The sequence below is a fragment of the Cupriavidus sp. SS-3 genome, from assembly GCF_035818815.1.
GTDB lineage: Bacteria > Pseudomonadota > Gammaproteobacteria > Burkholderiales > Burkholderiaceae > Cupriavidus > Cupriavidus taiwanensis_C.
Window position 1 is genome coordinate 51038 of record NZ_JAYLVT010000027.1, and the last position, 17078, is coordinate 68115.

Consider the following 17078-nt stretch of genomic DNA (forward strand, 5'->3'; position numbering starts at 1 on the left):
CGCCGGCGTGCTCAGCCGCCGTTGCCGCGATGCACGTCGTGCGTGACGAAGGGCTGCTCGCGGCTGGGCATGGCCAGCCATTGCGGATGGCGCAGCGTCTGGCGGATATCCTCCAACCCGCTGGTCCAGTGCTCATGCATGGTCAGCGGGCCGAACTGGTAGTCCTTGGCCAGGTTCTCGAACGACTTGTCGCGGTAGATCAGCTGGATCACGTTGCGGCGCGCATCGCACGACTGCTCCGCGGCACGGCGGTACCAGTCGTTGTCGCGCTTTGACTGCGGCACCAGCGCCATCACCTCGTTGAGCATGCGGCGCAGGTTCTGCTGCTCGCGCATATAGTCGGTGATGGCCCGGGTGCGGCTGGAATACTGGATGTCCTTCTGGCGCTCGGCCACGTCGATCAGGTCGTGCGGCAGCTTGCCGCGCGCGCTCCACAGGTCGACCTGGAAGATCAGCGCATCGCGCCGCGGCTGCGCGGTCAGCACCTCGGCCAGCGGCGTGTTCGAGACCAGCCCGCCGTCCCAGTAGTATTCGCCATCGATCTCCACCGCCGGGAACCCCGGCGGCAGCGCGCCCGAGGCCATGAAATGCTCGGCGCAGAGCTTGTCGCGGGTATTGTCGAAGTAGGCGAAGTTGCCGGTGCGCACATTGACCGCGCCCACCGAGACCCGCATCAGGTCGGGGCGATGGTTGATCAGGTCGAAGTCGGCAAAGCGCTCCAGCGTGGCCTTCAGCGGCTTGGTGTCGTAGAAGCTGGCATGGGTCGGGTCCGAGTAGCGCGACATCAGCGCCGCCCAGCTGCGCGGCTGGAAGAAGCCGCGCTGGCCCTCCAGCATGGCGCGCGCCGCATGCAGGCCGTCGAACCAGATCCGCATGGGCTCGGGCCAGCTTGCCGCTTCATCGGCAAACCAGGTGTACGACAGGCTGGGCAGCCACGGCTGCGCGCAGATGTGCTCCCAGAACGCACGCAGCTGCTCGACCCGGCGCTGCGGCGGATTGCCGGCGATGATGGCCGCGTTCAAGGCACCGATCGAAATGCCGGCGACCCAGTTGGGAAAGATGCCTCCGTCGGCCAGGCCCTGGTACACGCCGGCCTGGTAGGCACCCAGCGCGCCGCCGCCCTGCAGCACCAATGCGCGCACGGCGTAGGACTCGTGCGCGGGCCGGTCGGGCGCCTTGGCCGCCTGGCGCACCGGCTTGCGCGGCCGCACCTGGGCGCCGCGCTCGGCCAGCGACTCGCCGTTGCCGGCGGACTCCGCCGTCGGGGACGGCCTTGCCGCCTGCCGCACTGCCCGTTCCTGCCGCTCCTTTGCCGCCACGCCGCGCTCCCTCCCAGTCTGCAAGTCAGCCGTGTGCCTACCGGCCACGCGTTGGGCGTTGCCTGGCAGCGCCCGTCCGCTCCAACGGTGTCAGACGCCGTAGCGCTGACGATAGGCCGCCACGGCCTCGCGCGAGGCGCCCAGCGCGGGATCCTGCGAGGCATCGAGATAGGCCAGCAGGTCCTTCAGGCTGGCGATGGCGATCACCGGGATGCCGAATTCGCGCTGCACGTCCTGCACCGCCGAATGCGTGCCAACCTGCTCGGCGGTGCCGCTTTTTTCCATGCGGTCCAGCGCGATCAGCACCGCGGCGGGCTCGGCGCCGGCCGCGCGGATCAGGTTGACCGATTCGCGCACCGAGGTGCCGGCGGAAATCACGTCGTCGACGATCACCACCTTGCCCTGCAGCTTGGCTCCGACCAGCGTGCCGCCTTCGCCGTGGTCCTTGGCTTCCTTGCGGTTGTAGGCGAAGCCGACATCACGTCCCATGCCGGCCAGCGCCACCGCCGTCGCCGACGCCAGGGTGATGCCCTTGTACGCCGGCCCGAACAGCACGTCGAACTGCACGCCCGAGGCCAGCAGGGTTTTCGCATAGAATTGCGCCACCTGGCCCAGCATGCCGCCCTGGTTGAACAGGCCGGCATTGAAGAAGTAAGGCGACTTGCGGCCGGCCTTGGTGACGAACTCGCCGAACGACAGCACGCCCGCGTCGAGCGCAAAGCGGATAAAGGTCTGGCTGAGGTCAGTACCGGCTGTCGCCGCGGGCGGATTCTGCTGCGTCATCATTTCTCTCTGAATTCAAAATTTCCCCGAATGTTACGGATTATCAGCGCCAACCTCAACGGCATCCGCTCCGCGTCGAAGAAGGGCTTTTTCGACTGGATGGGCAAGCAGGACGCAGACATGGTCTGTGTGCAGGAACTGAAGGCGCAGGCCGCCGACATGACGGAAGCGTTCCTGGCGCCACACGGTTACCACGGCTTTTTCCATTACGCCGAGAAGAAGGGCTATAGCGGCGTCGGCCTCTATACGCGCCACAAGCCCGAGCGGGTCATCACCGGCTTCGGCAACACCGAGTTCGACAGCGAGGGCCGCTATGTGGAAGTGCAGTATCCGCATCTGGCGGTGATTTCGGTGTACGTGCCGTCCGGCTCGAGCGGCGAGGAACGCCAGCTGGCCAAGTTCCGCTTCATGGAAGCGTTCCTGCCGCACCTGCTGCAACTGAAGGCGAGCGGCCGCGAAATCGTGCTGTGCGGCGACGTCAACATCGCGCACAAGGAAATCGACATCAAGAACTGGAAGGGCAACCTGAAGAATTCAGGGTTCCTGCCGGAGGAACGAGCCTGGATCGGCGAGCTGTTCGACGTGCACGGCTATGTCGACGTGTTCCGCAAGCTGGACCCGCGCCCGGACCAGTACACCTGGTGGAGCAACCGTGGCCAGGCCTATGCCAAGAACGTCGGTTGGCGCATCGACTACCACCTCGCCACGCCGAAGATCGCCGACACCGCGCAGCTGTGCTCGATCTACAAGGACGAGAAGTTCAGCGACCACGCGCCGCTGTCGATCGACTATAACTTTCCGCTATGACCATAGCTCCAGGCCGCCCGGACTTCCGCTAGTAGTTCGGGGTGGCGGTCCAGCACTTTCAGCAGCTTGATCAGCGCCAGCGGCGGCATGGTTCGCCCCGTCTCATACCGAGAAAATGCATTGACGCCCCCGCCAAATATTTCGGCTGCTTCGCGCTGATCAAGGCGGAGCTTTTTGCGAACCTCAGTGATGAAGGTGGGGTCCAGGTATTTGGCGTTGACTTGCTTGTTAAAGGCGAGCATCGCTTCGCCCAGTGAATCGTCATGCATGGGCATGACTCCTTCTCCGCACCTCGGGCACCAATCCCCCCTGACATCGCGAATTACCGTGGTCTCGCCACGATATGTATAGGGCACGTCTCGGAGTCCATCCACGAGTTCGGCGCCGCCACATTCCGGGCACTTCATCTGACCGCTCCTCCTTGCTCTGCGAACTACCTGAATTTGAATGAAACGACCAACACGCCATCGGTGACTATGAGCTTCACATACAAGGCGCTATTCGGTGTGATAGGCCGATAGACATCCTGCCACACCGTGTGATCCTCATAGGCTGTCATGCTCTTGTAAAAGTCCCGGGGGGCAAGTTGCAGAAGTATGTCACGCACACTTCGCTTATTCAGCCCCATCTGGTTCGCTCCGTCGTAAGCAGTACGAGTCAGCCTCATTCGTCCCGCCTCGAGAAGTGCACGCACTTCCGCCAGGCTGTAATGCGCTGTTCCCTTCTCCATGCAAATTAACCCATTTGGTTAATGCCCGCAAGTTCTGAACTGTGCCAAATCGCAATAATCCAATCCGTACAAACCCCTGCGACCGGCCCCCATCCCCGCTACAATGCAGGTTCCCCACAGCGCCCGGCAGGGGAGATTTCTCATATCCAAAGCATTCCCCCGCACTTCATTGAGTGAGTCAGCCATGGTTTTCAAAGTGTTCGTCGATGGTCAGGAAGGCACCACCGGTCTCCGGCTGCTTGACTATCTTTCCGGTCGTGCCGACGTGGAACTGCTGCGCATTGCCGAAGACAAGCGCAAGGACCCGGCCGAACGAGCACGCTTCCTGAACGCCGCCGACGTCGCCTTCCTGTGCCTGCCCGACGTGGCCTCGCGCGAGGCAGTGTCGCTGGTGACCAACCCCAACACCTGCGTGATCGACGCCAGCACCGCGTTCCGCACCGCCGACAACTGGGCCTACGGCCTGCCCGAACTGGCGCGCGGCCAGCGCGACAAGATCCGCGCGAGCAAGCGCATCGCGGTGCCGGGCTGCCACGCCAGCGCCTTCGTGCTGGCGGTGCGCCCGCTGGTGGATGCCGGCGTGCTGCCGGCCGACTACCCGCTGTCGGCGTTCTCGCTGACCGGCTACAGCGGCGGCGGCAAGTCGATGATTGCCGAGTTCGAAGCCGGCGGTAACCCGAAGCTGAACAGCCCGCGTCCCTACGCGCTCGGCCTGGAGCACAAGCACCTGCCGGAAATGCGCGTGCAGGCCGGCCTGGCCCAGGCGCCGATCTTCAACCCCATCGTCGGCAACTTCCTGAAGGGCCTGGCGGTGACGGTGCCGGTGTTTGCCGAGCGGCTGGCGCGCAAGGTCAGCCCCGAGCAGATCGTCGAGATCTATCGCCAGCACTATGAAGGCGAGCAGTTCGTGCGCGTGATGCCGTACAACAGCGCCGACAACCTCGACGGCGGTTTCTTCGACGTGCAGGCCAACAACGACACCAACCGCGTCGACCTGTTCGTGTTCGGCAATGCCGAGCGCCTGAACCTGGTGGCGCGCCTGGACAACCTGGGCAAGGGCGCGGCCGGCGCCGCGGTGCAATGCATGAACGTGCATGTGGGCGCCGACGAGGCCAGCGGACTGCGCGCCTGAGGCCAGCCGCTCCCGCACATCAAAAAGCCGGCACTGCCGGCTTTTTTGTTGCTCGCTGCGGCGTCGGGCTACACCCGCTGCAGCGCGCGCAGCGCGTCGACCAGCCCGGCGCCCTGGAAGGCGCGCTCGCGCCCCAGGTCCGTGGCGGCGGCGCACAGGATGCTCTTGACGGTCTCGGGCTGGCCCATCAGTTCATTGTTGCGCGACAGCAGCAGCGCCGCGACCCCGGACACATGGGGTGCCGCCATGCTGGTGCCATCCATCGACGCCAGCGTGCCGCCGGGCACGGTCGAGGTGATCTTTTCCCCCGGCGCGACCAGGTCGGGCTTGATGCGGCCATCGCCGGTGGGGCCATGGCTGGAAAAGTAGGAGATGCCGAAGCGGTAAGGATCGGTGCGGTGGGTCGCGCCCACCGTGATCACGGCCCGTGCGTTGCCGGGATCGGTAATGGTCTGGCCGCGGAAGCCGGCGCCCATGTGCTCGGCGGCGAAGGCCTCGTCGTAGCCATAGTTGCCGGCCGCGGCCACCACGATCACGCCACTGGCCACCAGGCGGTCGCACTCGACGCACACCGGGGTGCTGCCGCAGGCGTAGCTGCGCACGTCGTGGCGCAACGCCACGCTCAGGTTGATGCCATGCACAGACTGCCGGTCGCGGCTCTGGTTGAGCCAGCGCACATACTGCAGCGCGCCCAGGATGCCGAACTCGTCGCCCCTGCCCTGCGCATCGAAAATGCGCAGGTCGAGCAGTTCGATGCGCGGGCAGATGCCGCTGACATCGCCGGCCTCCATCAGCTCGGGCGGCAGCGGCATGGGGTCTGGCCGCGCCAGGTAGGCCGACGACGGCCAGCCGGCGCCGATGATGCCCGCCACATGCGTGCCGTGGCTGCCGCCCGGCGCCACGTACTGCGCCGGGTCATCGTGGCTGATTTCAAGCAGGGGCTCGATCACCGACCAGTCGATGATGCGGCCATGCGCCAGGTCCTCGGCAATCGCGGCGATGCGCTGCCGCAGTTCCGCCTCGCCGGGTCCGCGCTTGCCCTTGGGCATGGGCGGCAGGCGGCCGCTGGTGATGGCCGACAGGCGCGTGAAATCCAGCGTCCTGACCACGCGCGACAGGCGCGGCGCGATCAGCCCGTCGCGCACCGACAGCGGCCCGTCGAGCTTGAGCGGATCGAAGAAGGCCGGATGGCGCGCGTCGATGCCGGAATCGATTACGGCCCAGCGCACGCCCTGCCCGCCGGTATCGAACACGCGGATGGCCGCATCGGCCTTGACGGTCTTGCGCGAGGCGAACACGGCGTGCTCGGCCGGCCGGTTGACCGAGATGCGCCATAGCGGCGAGATGGCGGCGGCAGCGGCGACGTCTCCGGCGGCCATGCCGGCTGTCGGCGTGGCTGGCCCCTCCACATGGTCCTCACGCAGGCACTCCCACAGCGTCTCCAGCACCTGTCGGCTGGCCTGCGTGACTCGCCGCGTCAGGCCCCCGGGCGGGAAGCTGTCGTCGCGCAGCCCCAGCAGCGTCAGCGCGACGTACTGCGCGGCCACATTGACCAGCCGCCCCAGCGCTTGCCCGGCCGGCGCGGCGAGACCGCCGAAGCGGGTACGCGCCGCGGTGTAGCCGATGTCCTTGAAGCGCGCCAGCGCCGCCTCGCTGCCGACATGGGCCAGCACCGATTCGCCCAGCCAGCGCACCAGCGCATCGCCGGTCAGGCTCAGCGCCAGCGCGCGGCGCGCGGCGGGCGTCCACCTGATGCCGGCCATCGGCGCGCGCACTTCGCGCTGCCACCAGGCGGTGAGCGGCAGCAGGCGCAGCATGTCGAAGAAATCGATCTGCGCCAGCAGATGGGATTCATTGGCGGCAAGGAAGCGCGGGCCGGCTTGGTCCGCTGCCGGCCCGGCCAGCGCGGGCAGGCGCCGCAGCACCGCGGCACGCAGCGCGGCGATGCCGGCGCCGTGGTGCGGGGTCAGCAGCAGGCCGCGCGGCACCTCGAACGATTCGCCGGACGCATACAGCAACCAGACTTCGGAGCTGACCGGCAGGTCGCTGGTGAAGCGGTCGGGCTCGGCCTCGCAGCCGGCGAAGATCAGCAGATACGCGGCCCGCCGTTCCGACGGGCTCATGCGGTTCAGGCTCATGCGGGTCCCCCTGCGGTTGACGCATTGTTCCCGGCGCCGGCTTCAGGCCATCAAGGCGCTGTGCGGAATGTGGCGCGGCGGGCCGCGGCGCCGTTCAGCGCTTCAGCGGCTTTTGCCGGTCCTCGTCGCCGGCATCCACCGGCGCATCGCCCAGCCCCGTCATATTGGGGCGGTAGGGCGGCAGCTTGTCCACCGTGGTGTGGATCGCGCGCGCGTACAGCGGCAGCACCTCGGGCAAGTGCTTTTCCAGGTCGGCGATGCGGCTGCGCCCGGACGGATGGGTCGACAGGAATTCGGCGCCGGACTGCGAGACCTTGCCCATCTTCTGCCACAGCGACACCGCCGCGCGCGGATCGTAGCCGGCGCGCGCGGCCACATCCATGCCGATCAGGTCGGCCTCGGACTCGTCGGAGCGGGAAAAGCGCAGCGTCAGCAGGTGCGCGCCCGTGCCCAGCGCCATATTGCCGAGGTTGCCGAAGCCGAACAGCTGCGAGATCACGTTGGCGCCGAGGTTGGTGATCTCGGACTTGGCGGCGCGCTCGCGCGCATGCTCCTGCAGCGCGTGCGCGATCTCGTGCCCCATCACCATGGCGACTTCGTCATCGGTCAGCTTGAGCTGGTCGAGCAGCCCGGTATAGACCGCGATCTTGCCGCCCGGCATGCAGAACGCATTGACCTGCTTCGAGCCGATCAGGTTGATCTCCCACTGCCATTGCCGCGCGCGCTCGTTCCAGCGCGCGGTCTGCGGCAGCAGCCGCTTGCCGATGGCGCGCAGGCGCACCAGCTGCGGATGGTTGTCGGGCGCCAGGGCGCGCTTGGCGATGGCCTCCTGCTTGAGCTGCTCGTACTCCTGCACGGCCTGCTGCTCGATCACCTCGGCCGGCACGATGTTGCGCACCGCGGAGCCGCCCGGGTTGAGCCGGATGCCGCCGGCACTGCCGTCCTGCGGCTGCGCCGGCGCCGGCACGCTCCAGCCGAGCGGCAGCACGGCCGCGGCCAGCGCCAGCGCACGGGCCAGCCGCAGTCGGAAGGGACGCTGAACACCTTGCAGGCGGCGATGCATGGGCGATTCCTTGGGCGCAATCGGAGAGTGGGCAAACAGGTGGTGCAATAATACACGGCGCCCGCGCAGCCGCACGGGCGGCACACGGCTGCCCCACCCATGAATTTCCAGACCTATCTCGACATCTTCCGCAACCGCCGCATCGGCGCCATGCTGATGCTGGGCTTCGCCTCCGGCCTGCCGCTGGCGCTGACCTCCGGCACCCTGCAGGCGTGGATGACGGTCGAAGGGCTGGACATCAAGACCATCGGCTTTTTCTCGCTGGTGGGCCAGGCCTATATCTTCAAGTTCCTGTGGGCGCCGCTGATGGACCGCTACACCCCGCCGCTGATGGGGCGCCGGCGCGGCTGGCTGCTGCTGACCCAGGTCGGGCTGGTGCTGGGCATCGCCGGCATGGCGTTCTGCCCGCCGCAGCAGGCGCTGTGGATGCTGGCGGCACTGGCCACGCTGGTGGCGTTCCTGTCGGCCTCGCAGGACATCGTCTTCGACGCCTACAGCACCGACGTGCTGCGCCCGGCGGAGCGCGGCGCCGGCGCGGCAGTCAAGGTGCTGGGCTACCGGCTGGCGATGCTGGTCTCGGGTGGTCTCGCGCTATGGCTGGCCGACCGCGTGCTGGGCTGGCAGCAGACCTACCTGCTGATGGCGGCGCTGATGGGCGTGGGCATCCTGACCTTGCTGTGGGCGCCGGAGCCCGACGTGCCCGCGCGCGCGCCGCGCTCGCTGGAAGAGGCGGTGGTGGGCCCGCTGCGCGACTTCTTCGCGCGCCCCGGGGCCTGGTGGCTGCTGCTGCTGATCGTGCTGTACAAGCTGGGCGACGCCTTCGCCGGCAGCCTGTCGACCACCTTCCTGATCCGCGGCGCGGGCTTCTCCGCCGGTGAGGTCGGCATCGTCAACAAGACCCTGGGGCTGGCCGCGACCATCCTCGGCGCGCTGTTCGGCGGCACGCTGATGGTGCGCCTGGGCCTGTACCGCTCGCTGATGCTGTTCGGCGTGCTGCAGGCGGTGTCGAACCTCGGTTACTGGATCCTGGCGGTGACCCCGCCGCACCTGTGGACCATGGGCGCCACCATCGCGGTCGAGAACCTGTGCGGCGGCATGGGCACGGCGGCCTTCGTCGCGCTGCTGATGACGCTGTGCAACCGCTCGTTCTCGGCCACGCAGTATGCGCTGCTGTCGGCGCTGGCGTCGGTGGGCCGGGTCTACGTGGGGCCGACGTCGGGCTATTTGGTCGAGGCCTGGGGCTGGGCGCCGTTCTATCTGGGCACCGTGGCGGTGGCGCTGCCCGGCGTGATGCTGCTCTGGGCGATGCGCCACACCGTGCACCGCTACGAGGCTCAGGCGCGCGAAGCGGTGGCCTGAGCGGGCCGGGCCTATTCCTTGTAGTAGACGATCTGGTGCGACGTGGCGATCAGCTCGCCCGCGGCGCTCCACAGCTGCGCGCGCTGGTCGAAGAAGCCTTGCCGGAACACCTGCGCCTGCGCGCTGGCGAGCACATGGCTGTCGCCCAGCGCGGCCAGCGTGGCCGCGTCGGCATGGAAATACGTGGTCATCGACACCGTGCCGGCCGGCACGAAGCCCGCGCGCTTGAGGAAGATGCGCGGGTAGAAGCTGTCGGCCCAGGCCGCCACCGCGGCGAAATCCGGCGTGCGCGCCGGCGCGTCGCGCAGCCAGAACTGGGTCAGGCTGTCCGGGTGCTCGGTCCCGGCCTCCGCGGTTGGCTTGGCGCCGCGCACCGGCCGCATGTCGTAAGCCTTGAGCCAGCGCACCGGCGCAAACCCGCCCATGGTCGGCAGCACGTCGGCGGCCGGCACGTCCGGCATCACCGCTTCGCCGCAGGCCCAGGTGTCGCGCCGCACCGCGAACATCGCGGTGGCGGTGGTGGCCACGGCATCGCCCTGGCGCAGTTCCAGGGTCCAGTGCTGGGTCGAGCGATTGGTGCGGACCGGGCGCGCCTCGATCTCGAACGGGCCCTCGGCGATCGGGCCGGCAAAGTTGACGGTCAGTGAAACTGGCTCGCCCAGGCGCTGCGGATGGTCCAGCGCCGCCTGCAGCAGCGTGGCGGCCGTGATGCCGCCGAACGGCCCGATCATGTTCCAGTACGCCGGCGTGGTGCGGCCCTGGAAGCGGTGTTCGCCGGCCGGCGCCAGCGCCAGCGCGTCGTCGAAGGGATGGAGCTGGCTGGCGGCAGCGTCGGCGTGGATCTGGGGCGCAGTGGACATGGCGGAAGCAGGTTGGAATAGAACGATCGTTCGCTTAGCTGCCTACACTAACCGTAGTCAGCGCTACGGTCAAGCGCGGCCTTCCGCTGGCCGTGTCCTGAGCCTCATCCCTGCGCCCGCCGCCGCAACGGCAGCGCCCAGCCGAGCTGGTTGGCAACCACCCCGAGCAGCACCAGCGCCATGCCGGCCACCTGCAACGGCCCCAGCACCACGCCGAACACCATTACGTCGATGACGATCGCGACCAGCGGATAGATGAACGACAGCGTGGCAATGGACACCACCGACAGCCGCTGGAAGGCGCCATACAGCAGCGTGTACATCACGCCGGTGTGCACCAGCCCCAGCGCCAGCAGCGCCGCCCAGGTGCCGCCGCCATAGCTGCCCGCCGCCGGGTGCGCCAGCGGTGCCAGCATCAGCACGCCCAGCACCATCTGCAGGCCGGCGATCTGGCCCGGCGGGATCGCCTGCAGCCGCCGCGTGGCCAGCGTGGTCACGGCGTACAGCAGCGCCGCGAGCAGGCCCAGGCCGATGCCGGCCAGCATCGACGCGCCGCCCGCGCCGTGCTCCAGCCCGGTGATCAGCATGACGCCGGCAAAGGCCAGCAGCAGCCATGGCAGCCGCGCGAACGGGAACGGCTCGCGCTGCAGCACCGACGTCAGCAGCAGCAGGAAGAACGGCTGGGTGTGGTAGACCACCGTGGCGATGGCGATGCCGCTGTACGCGTACGCCGAGAACAGCGCCAGCCAGTTGAGCACCAGCGTGATCCCGCCCAGCACCAGCCAGCCGGCCTGGGCGCGGGTCATGCGCACCCAGCCGCGCTGCAAGGTCAGCACGCCCAACAGCGCGGCGCCACCGAACAGGCAGCGGAAGAACACCACATCCAGCGGCGGCTGGCCGCTGGTTACCACGAACCAGCCGATGGTGCCCGACAGCATCATGGCTGCCACCATGCGCCAGGCGCCGCCGGGCTGGGGTTGTTGCGAAGGCATGAGGAACTCCGGTCTAGCTAATGCCAGCATTGTTTCACTCGTCGCCAAAGTCAACAATGCAGCCAGACCTCAATTAGTATTTGACTACAGGTCAAAGACAGGGGATTCAGCATGCTTGATGCGCCACTCAATGCGATGGCGGTGTTCGCGCGCGTGGTCGAGTGCGGCAGCTTCTCGGCCGCCGCACAGGACCTTGGCATGACGCCGTCGGCGGTCAGCCGCCATGTCTCCCGGCTCGAAGCCAGGCTCGGTGCAAGCCTGCTGCAGCGGACCACGCGCGCGTTCGCGCTGACCGAGCTGGGCCAGTCGGTCTACGCCGCCTGCGCGCGCATGACCGCGGCCGCGCGCGAGGTCACCGCGCTGGCCGGCGAGCACGGCGGCGCGCCGCACGGCGTGCTGCGCGTGAGCGCGCCGGTGTCGTTCGGGCAAGCCTGGCTGGCGCCGCGGCTGCCGCCGTTGCTGGCGAAGTATCCGGGACTGGACCTGCAACTGACCCTGGCCGACCGCATGGTCGATCTGGTGGAAGAGGGCCTGGACGTGGCCGTGCGCATCGCGCGCGAACTGGCCCCGGGCCTGGCGGCGCGGCCGCTGCGCGAGGTACGCTACCGGCTGGTGGCCTCCCCCGCTTATCTGGAACGCCACGGCGCGCCGGCCACGCCGGCCGAGCTGCCGGCCGCCCGCTGCCTGTACCTGGGCTACGGCAATTTCGGCGAGCGCTGGACCCTGCGTCCCCAGTCCGGCGGCGACAAGGTGGAGGTCCGCATCCCGCCGCGGCTGACGCTCAACAACAGCCTGGCGATCATGAGCATGGTGGAGCGCGATGCCGGCATCGGTCTGGTGCCGGATTTCTCGCTGGGCGATGCGCTGGAGCGGGGGCGCGTGGTCACCGTGCTGGGCGACTGGGACATCCTGGAGCCCTACATCGGCACGGCGTACGCGGTGTACACGCCGACGCGGCATGTCCCGCCCAAGGTGCGGGCCTTCGTCGACCACCTGGCAGGCAGCGCCGGCGACGCGCCGCGTTGACGCTCCGCTGGGGCACGGGGGTGCTAGCCCCCGGTCTGCCCCAGCACCCGGCGCAGCAGCCACAGCATCGCGTCGCGCACGCGGCCGGCATCGGCGCCGGCTTCGATCTCCAGCGCGGCACGGTCGAACGCCGCCGACAGCAGCGGCGCCACGCCGCCTGCATCGACGCCCGCTGCCTCCAGCCCCTCGCGCAGGGTGCGGGCGGCGTTGGCTTCGTCGAGGGCCAGCATCTCGCGCAATCCCAGCACTGCCGGCCCCTCCACCAGCAGCAGGCGGGTGCGTCCGGGTACCGTCATCGCCTGCAGGTAAGCTTGAGCACCATCGAGCAGGGCCTCGGCCGCGTCTTGCCCCGCCGGCGTGGCGGCTTCGATGTCGGCGGCGACGGCCGCGGCTTCTTCGGCCAGCACATGGCGGAACAGGTCGCGCTTGTCGGCAAAGTGGTGGTACAGCGCGCCGCGCGTGATGCCGGCGGCGGCACAGACGTCAGGCGTCGACGTGTCGCCGTAGCCACGGCTGACGAACAGGGCACGCGCGGCCTCCGTCAGCGCCTGGCGGGTGGCTTCGGTACGCTCGCGGTTGGTTCGGGACACGCTTCGGTTTCCTTGCAAACATGCAGCCTGTATCTTAATATCCATTTACATACAGACTGCATGTATTTCAGCCAAGGGGAAGCCATCATGAAAGTCACCAGTTATTACCCGGTCCTCATGACCGCCGACGTGGCCGGGACGGCCGCGTTCTACCAGGATCATTTCGGCTTCACGGCGTTGTTCGCCAGCGACTGGTACGTGCACTTGCAGCTGGCGGACGAGCCATCGGTCAACCTCGCCGTGCTCGACGGCAGCCACGACACCATCCCCGTGCCGGCTCGCGGCCAGCGCGCGCAGGGCTTGCTGCTGAACTTCGAGGTGGAAGACGCGGATGCGGTCCATGACCGGCTGCGCGCGGCGGGCCTGCCGATCCTGCAGCCACTGCGCGACGAAGCCTTCGGCCAACGGCACTTCATTACCGCCGATCCCAACGGCGTGCTGATCGACATCATCAAGCCGATCCCGCCGTCGGCGGAATTCGCGGCGCAGTACCAGGCCGGCGCGCTGCCGGGCTAGGCGCTCACCCCGCGCACCCCGCTCGACCGGCTCAGGCCGCGCAGACCCGGTACACCGCCAGGCTGCCGCGCCAGTTGCCGCCCCAGTTGACGGTCACGCCCTCGTGCATCACCACGCGGTCGATCACGCGCAGGCCGACCTTGGGCGCCAGCGCCTCGAAGTCGCTGATGGTCAGCACGCGCACGTTGGGCGTGTTGTACCACTGGTAGGGCAGCGATTCCGACACCGGCATGCGCCCACGGAACACCGACAGCCGGTGCGGCCAGTAGCCGAAGTTCGGGAACGAGACGATGCACTCGCGCCCAACCCGCAGCGTGTCGCGCAGCACCTGCGCGGTGTTGTGGATGGTCTGCAGCGTCTGCGACAGGATCACCGTGTCGAAGCTCTTGTCCTCGAACAGCGCCAGGCCGCCCTCCAGGTTCTGCTGGATGACATGCACGCCCTTCTGCGCGCACGCCAGCACGCCTTCGTCGCGGATCTCGATGCCGTAGGCCTGCACCTCGAGCTCGTCCTGCAGCACGCGCAGCAGGCTGCCATCGCCGCAGCCCAGGTCGAGCACGGTGGAATTGGGTTCGATCCAGCGCGCGATCGCGCGGAAGTCGGGGCGCAGGGCCAGGATATTGGGATTGGCCAGGGCGTTCATGCGCCGATCTCCTCCGCGATGCGGTCGTAGTAGGCGCGCATCAGGTTGTGATAGCGCGGGTCGTCGAGCAGGAAGGCATCGTGGCCGTGCGGCGCGTCGATCTCGGCGTACGAGACCGGGCGCTTGTTGTCCAGCAGCGCCTTGACCAGCTCGCGGCTGCGGCTGGGCGCGAAGCGCCAGTCGGTGCCGAAGCTGGCCACCAGGAAGCTGGCCTGGGTCTGCGCCATCGCGCGTGTCAGGTCGCCGCCGTAAGCCAGCGCCGGGTCGAAATAGTCGAGCGCGCGCGTGATCAGCAGGTAGGTGTTGGCGTCGAAGTACTCGGCGAACTTGTCGCCCTGGTAGCGCAAATAGCTTTCCACCTGGAACTCGACGTCGAACGAAAAGCGGATGTCCTCGCTCTTGAGTTCGCGGCCGAATTTCTCGGCCATGTCCTCGTCCGACAGGTAGGTGATATGGCCGATCATGCGCGCCACGCGCAGCCCGCGCTTGGGCTTGACGCCATGCGCGTAGTAGTTGCCGCCGTGGAAATCGGGGTCCGACAGGATCGCGCTGCGCGCCACTTCGTTGAAGGCGATATTCTGCGCCGACAGCTTGGGCGTGGACGCGATCACGATGCAATGGCGCAGGCGCTCCGGGTACATCAGGCTCCAGGCCACCGCCTGCATGCCGCCCAGGCTGCCGCCCATCACCGCGGCAAACTGCGTGATGCCGAACGCGTCGGCCACGCGCGCCTGCGCATTGACCCAGTCTTCCACCGTGACCACGGGGAACGACGCGCCATAGGGGGCGCCGGTGGCCGGGTTCAGGCTCATCGGCCCGGTCGAGCCGAAGCACGAGCCCAGGTTGTTGACGCCGATGACGAAGAAGCGGTTGGTATCGAGCGGCTTGCCGGGACCGACCATGTTGTCCCACCAGCCCACGTTGCGCCGGTCTTCGGCATAGACGCCCGCGACATGGTGCGAGGCGTTCAGTGCGTGGCAGACCAGCACCGCGTTGGAGCGGTCCGCATTGAGCGTGCCGTAGGTCTCGACCATCAGGTCGTAGCCGGCGATGGACGAGCCGTTGCGCAGCTTCAGCGGCTCGGCAAAGTGCATGCGCTGCGGCGCAACCACGCCGACCGAATCGGGCGGCAGGTCGAACGCGGCGGGCGCGGCGGTCGGCAGGGCGACATCAGTCATGGAATCCGGCCCGTGGCGAACGGGCATAAAAAAACCCGACCGGCATTTGCGTATCAAGCGTCGCAGCCAAGTCGGGATTCGCTGGATTCCTTGCGGGATTCCGCGTGCCGGCGCCATCCACTGCCGTGGTGGCATGGGGCGCCGACCCAACCTCTTTAGCCGCATTTATAGTGGCGAGCCATCGGGACCCTGTCCGTGGCTGCCGCGCGCCCGCAAGCCAGTCATCAAATCGGCGCGACCGGGCAATTATAGAGCAATCGGCCCGGCTGGTTGCATTCAGCCCAGCAGCACGCGCAGATGCGCCTCGGCATGGTCGGACGGCGACTTGCGGAAACCGCTCTTGGCATAGCGGTGCCACTGGCCCTGCACCGCCGCCATGATCAGCGCGGCGCGCGCGGGAATATCGGCATCCGCCGGAAACGCGGCCTGGGTCACCGCGACCTTCAGGCACTGGCGCAGCGACGCCTCGATGCGGTCCACCACCTGGTTGATGCGCTCCTGCAGCCGTTCGTGCTCGCCCACCAAGGCCTCGCCGGTCAGCACGCGCGTCATGCCCGGGTTCTTTTCCGCGAACGACAGCAGCATGCGCACGATCGCATGCGCCTGGCGCAGGCCGTGCTCTTCCTTGTCGGTGATCTGGTTGATCAGGCCGAACACGGTCTGCTCGATAAAGCCGATCAGCCCCTCGTACATCTGCGCCTTGCTGGCGAAATGCCGGTACAGCGCCGCCTCGGACACGCTCAGGCGCGCGGCCAGCGCCGCGGTGGTGATCTTCTCCCCGCGCGGGTGCTCCAGCATGGTCGCCAGCGTCTGCAGGATCTGCACGCGGCGCTCGCCGGGGCGCGGACGCTTGCGCGCCGGCAGCGCCGGCTGCTGGTCGGCGTCCGGCTCGCTGCCCGTGATGACCGCCTCTGGTTCGCGCCCGTTGCTTTGCGTCATGACCCGGTTCTCCGCATTCGTCGTTGGAGTTGATGCATCGATTGTACTTTTATGTCCACATAGGCCGGCCGGTTCGGCACGCGCGCGCGCACGCGCGGCACGTTGCCGGGCTGCGCCTGCGGCGCCTGGGTCTCGGCGGCCACCAGCGTCACCGAGCGCTCCTGCACGGCGTGGCCGGCATGGCGGCGGTCCTCGGCCTGCAGCGTCGAGCGCACCGCGGCGTCGCGGCGGCTGCCGTCGTCATGCGCGGCGGCGGGCGCGGCGGGCACCATGTGCGGTCGTGAAGGCGCGACCGTGCGCAGGTAGCCCGTCACCCACGCGGTGCGGATGCCGGTGCCGGCGTAGCGCTTGAGATGCGACACCGTGTCCTCGACCAGCACCGCGCGATGCGGCGCGATGCGGGCCTGCGCCAGCAGCCGGCGCAGCATGCGGCGGTCCGGCTTGGGCCGCAGATGCCCGTGCACCCACATCTGCTCGATCGCCACCACGCGCTCGAAGCAGTGCCGAATGCCGGCGATGTCCAGCACCGCGCGCGCATAGTCCTGCGGCGCGTTGGTGACCAGGATCTTGCGCCCGGGCAGGCGCCGCAGGTGCGCGGCCAGGCCGCGCCGGACCCGTACCATCTCGGCCAGCGCGGGGAACTCATGCGCGGCGCGCAGGAAGTCCGCCGGGTCGACGCCGTGGTGGCGGATCATGCCGAGCAGCGTGGCGCCGTAGCGCTGCCAGTAGTCCACGCGCACGCGGCTGGCGGTGGCTTCGTCGCAGCCGAGCACGCGCGCCACGTACGCGGTCATCAGTCGGTTGATCGCCGGGAAGATCGCGTGCGAGGCATCGTGCAGCGTGTTGTCGAGATCGAACAGCCAGACCGTGCCGCCCGAGGTATCGCCCGCGGGACGGCGGCGGAGGCGAGCGCGGACACGGCGCGGTGAGGAAAGACTGGAAGGCACGCCGGGCAACTCGGAAGGTGGTGGGATATGCCGGAGCGGCCGGCCGTGGCCGGCGC

The 17078-nt window shown here is 68.4% G+C and carries 18 protein-coding genes; 5 read left to right on the plus strand and 13 right to left on the minus strand.

Annotated elements, in window-relative coordinates:
- Nucleotides 1–11: 11 nt before the first annotated feature.
- Both U9J39_RS28110 and pyrE read right to left on the minus strand, forming a co-directional pair.
- The gene (locus tag U9J39_RS28110) at nt 12–1319 is read right to left on the minus strand and encodes a patatin-like phospholipase family protein (RefSeq protein ID WP_115707842.1); all 1308 of its coding nucleotides are present in this window, start codon (nt 1317–1319) and stop codon (nt 12–14) included.
- A gap of 90 nt (nt 1320–1409) precedes the next feature.
- Nucleotides 1410–2105 carry an orotate phosphoribosyltransferase gene (gene pyrE, locus U9J39_RS28115; protein ID WP_172582592.1) on the minus strand — a complete coding sequence of 232 codons (696 nt, stop codon included), beginning with the start codon at nt 2103–2105 and terminating at the stop codon, nt 1410–1412.
- 27 nt (nt 2106–2132) lie between these two features.
- On the opposite strand from pyrE, the gene U9J39_RS28120 reads away from it, so the two are divergent.
- On the plus strand, nt 2133–2909 hold the full coding sequence (locus U9J39_RS28120; protein WP_025586397.1) for an exodeoxyribonuclease III: 777 nt from the start codon (nt 2133–2135) through the stop codon (nt 2907–2909).
- Here the strand turns inward: U9J39_RS28120 and U9J39_RS28125 are convergent.
- Nucleotides 2891–3316, minus strand: a complete 426-nt coding sequence (locus tag U9J39_RS28125) for a type II toxin-antitoxin system MqsA family antitoxin (RefSeq protein WP_326348681.1) — start codon at nt 3314–3316, stop codon at nt 2891–2893. The genes U9J39_RS28120 and U9J39_RS28125 overlap by 19 nt on opposite strands.
- Nucleotides 3317–3342: 26 nt before the next feature.
- On the minus strand, nt 3343–3639 hold the full coding sequence (locus U9J39_RS28130) for a type II toxin-antitoxin system MqsR family toxin (RefSeq protein WP_326348682.1): 297 nt from the start codon (nt 3637–3639) through the stop codon (nt 3343–3345).
- Between the two features lie 184 nt (nt 3640–3823).
- On the opposite strand from U9J39_RS28130, the gene argC reads away from it, so the two are divergent.
- On the plus strand, nt 3824–4771 hold the full coding sequence (gene argC / locus U9J39_RS28135; protein ID WP_115679169.1) for an N-acetyl-gamma-glutamyl-phosphate reductase: 948 nt from the start codon (nt 3824–3826) through the stop codon (nt 4769–4771).
- A gap of 68 nt (nt 4772–4839) precedes the next feature.
- On the opposite strand, the gene U9J39_RS28140 is transcribed toward argC, so the two are convergent.
- Nucleotides 4840–6909, minus strand: coding sequence for a S8 family peptidase (locus U9J39_RS28140; protein ID WP_326348683.1), 2070 nt, complete (start codon nt 6907–6909; stop codon nt 4840–4842).
- A 94-nt stretch (nt 6910–7003) separates the two neighbouring features.
- Nucleotides 7004–7972: a M48 family metallopeptidase gene (locus U9J39_RS28145; protein WP_115707836.1), complete on the minus strand. Its 969-nt coding sequence runs from the start codon at nt 7970–7972 to the stop codon at nt 7004–7006.
- A gap of 99 nt (nt 7973–8071) precedes the next feature.
- Between U9J39_RS28145 and U9J39_RS28150 the strand changes: the two genes are divergently transcribed.
- The gene (locus tag U9J39_RS28150; RefSeq protein ID WP_326348684.1) at nt 8072–9331 is read left to right on the plus strand and encodes a muropeptide transporter; all 1260 of its coding nucleotides are present in this window, start codon (nt 8072–8074) and stop codon (nt 9329–9331) included.
- A gap of 11 nt (nt 9332–9342) precedes the next feature.
- On the opposite strand, the gene U9J39_RS28155 is transcribed toward U9J39_RS28150, so the two are convergent.
- Complete coding sequence (locus U9J39_RS28155; RefSeq protein WP_115707834.1) at nt 9343–10191, minus strand: acyl-CoA thioesterase; 849 nt, start codon at nt 10189–10191, stop codon at nt 9343–9345.
- A 104-nt stretch (nt 10192–10295) separates the two neighbouring features.
- Nucleotides 10296–11183 carry a DMT family transporter gene (locus tag U9J39_RS28160; RefSeq protein WP_116312053.1) on the minus strand — a complete coding sequence of 296 codons (888 nt, stop codon included), beginning with the start codon at nt 11181–11183 and terminating at the stop codon, nt 10296–10298.
- A 111-nt stretch (nt 11184–11294) separates the two neighbouring features.
- On the opposite strand from U9J39_RS28160, the gene U9J39_RS28165 reads away from it, so the two are divergent.
- On the plus strand, nt 11295–12209 hold the full coding sequence (locus tag U9J39_RS28165) for a LysR family transcriptional regulator (RefSeq protein ID WP_115707830.1): 915 nt from the start codon (nt 11295–11297) through the stop codon (nt 12207–12209).
- 23 nt (nt 12210–12232) lie between these two features.
- Here U9J39_RS28165 and U9J39_RS28170 read toward each other — a convergent pair whose 3' ends face one another.
- On the minus strand, nt 12233–12799 hold the full coding sequence (locus tag U9J39_RS28170) for a TetR/AcrR family transcriptional regulator (RefSeq protein WP_326348685.1): 567 nt from the start codon (nt 12797–12799) through the stop codon (nt 12233–12235).
- A gap of 87 nt (nt 12800–12886) precedes the next feature.
- Between U9J39_RS28170 and U9J39_RS28175 the strand changes: the two genes are divergently transcribed.
- Complete coding sequence (locus tag U9J39_RS28175) at nt 12887–13315, plus strand: VOC family protein (RefSeq protein WP_326348686.1); 429 nt, start codon at nt 12887–12889, stop codon at nt 13313–13315.
- Between the two features lie 31 nt (nt 13316–13346).
- Here U9J39_RS28175 and metW read toward each other — a convergent pair whose 3' ends face one another.
- The 4 genes from metW to U9J39_RS28195 all read right to left on the minus strand — a co-directional run bounded on the left by metW (nt 13347) and on the right by U9J39_RS28195 (nt 17022).
- On the minus strand, nt 13347–13958 hold the full coding sequence (gene metW / locus U9J39_RS28180) for a methionine biosynthesis protein MetW (protein WP_115707824.1): 612 nt from the start codon (nt 13956–13958) through the stop codon (nt 13347–13349).
- Nucleotides 13955–15136 carry a homoserine O-succinyltransferase MetX gene (gene metX / locus U9J39_RS28185; RefSeq protein WP_326348687.1) on the minus strand — a complete coding sequence of 394 codons (1182 nt, stop codon included), beginning with the start codon at nt 15134–15136 and terminating at the stop codon, nt 13955–13957. The genes metW and metX overlap by 4 nt, the downstream gene beginning before the upstream one ends.
- 276 nt (nt 15137–15412) lie before the next feature.
- On the minus strand, nt 15413–16075 hold the full coding sequence (gene slmA, locus U9J39_RS28190) for a nucleoid occlusion factor SlmA (RefSeq protein WP_115707820.1): 663 nt from the start codon (nt 16073–16075) through the stop codon (nt 15413–15415).
- Nucleotides 16072–17022 carry a pyrimidine 5'-nucleotidase gene (locus tag U9J39_RS28195; RefSeq protein ID WP_116313216.1) on the minus strand — a complete coding sequence of 317 codons (951 nt, stop codon included), beginning with the start codon at nt 17020–17022 and terminating at the stop codon, nt 16072–16074. The genes slmA and U9J39_RS28195 overlap by 4 nt, the downstream gene beginning before the upstream one ends.
- Between the last annotated feature and the right edge of the window lie 56 nt (nt 17023–17078).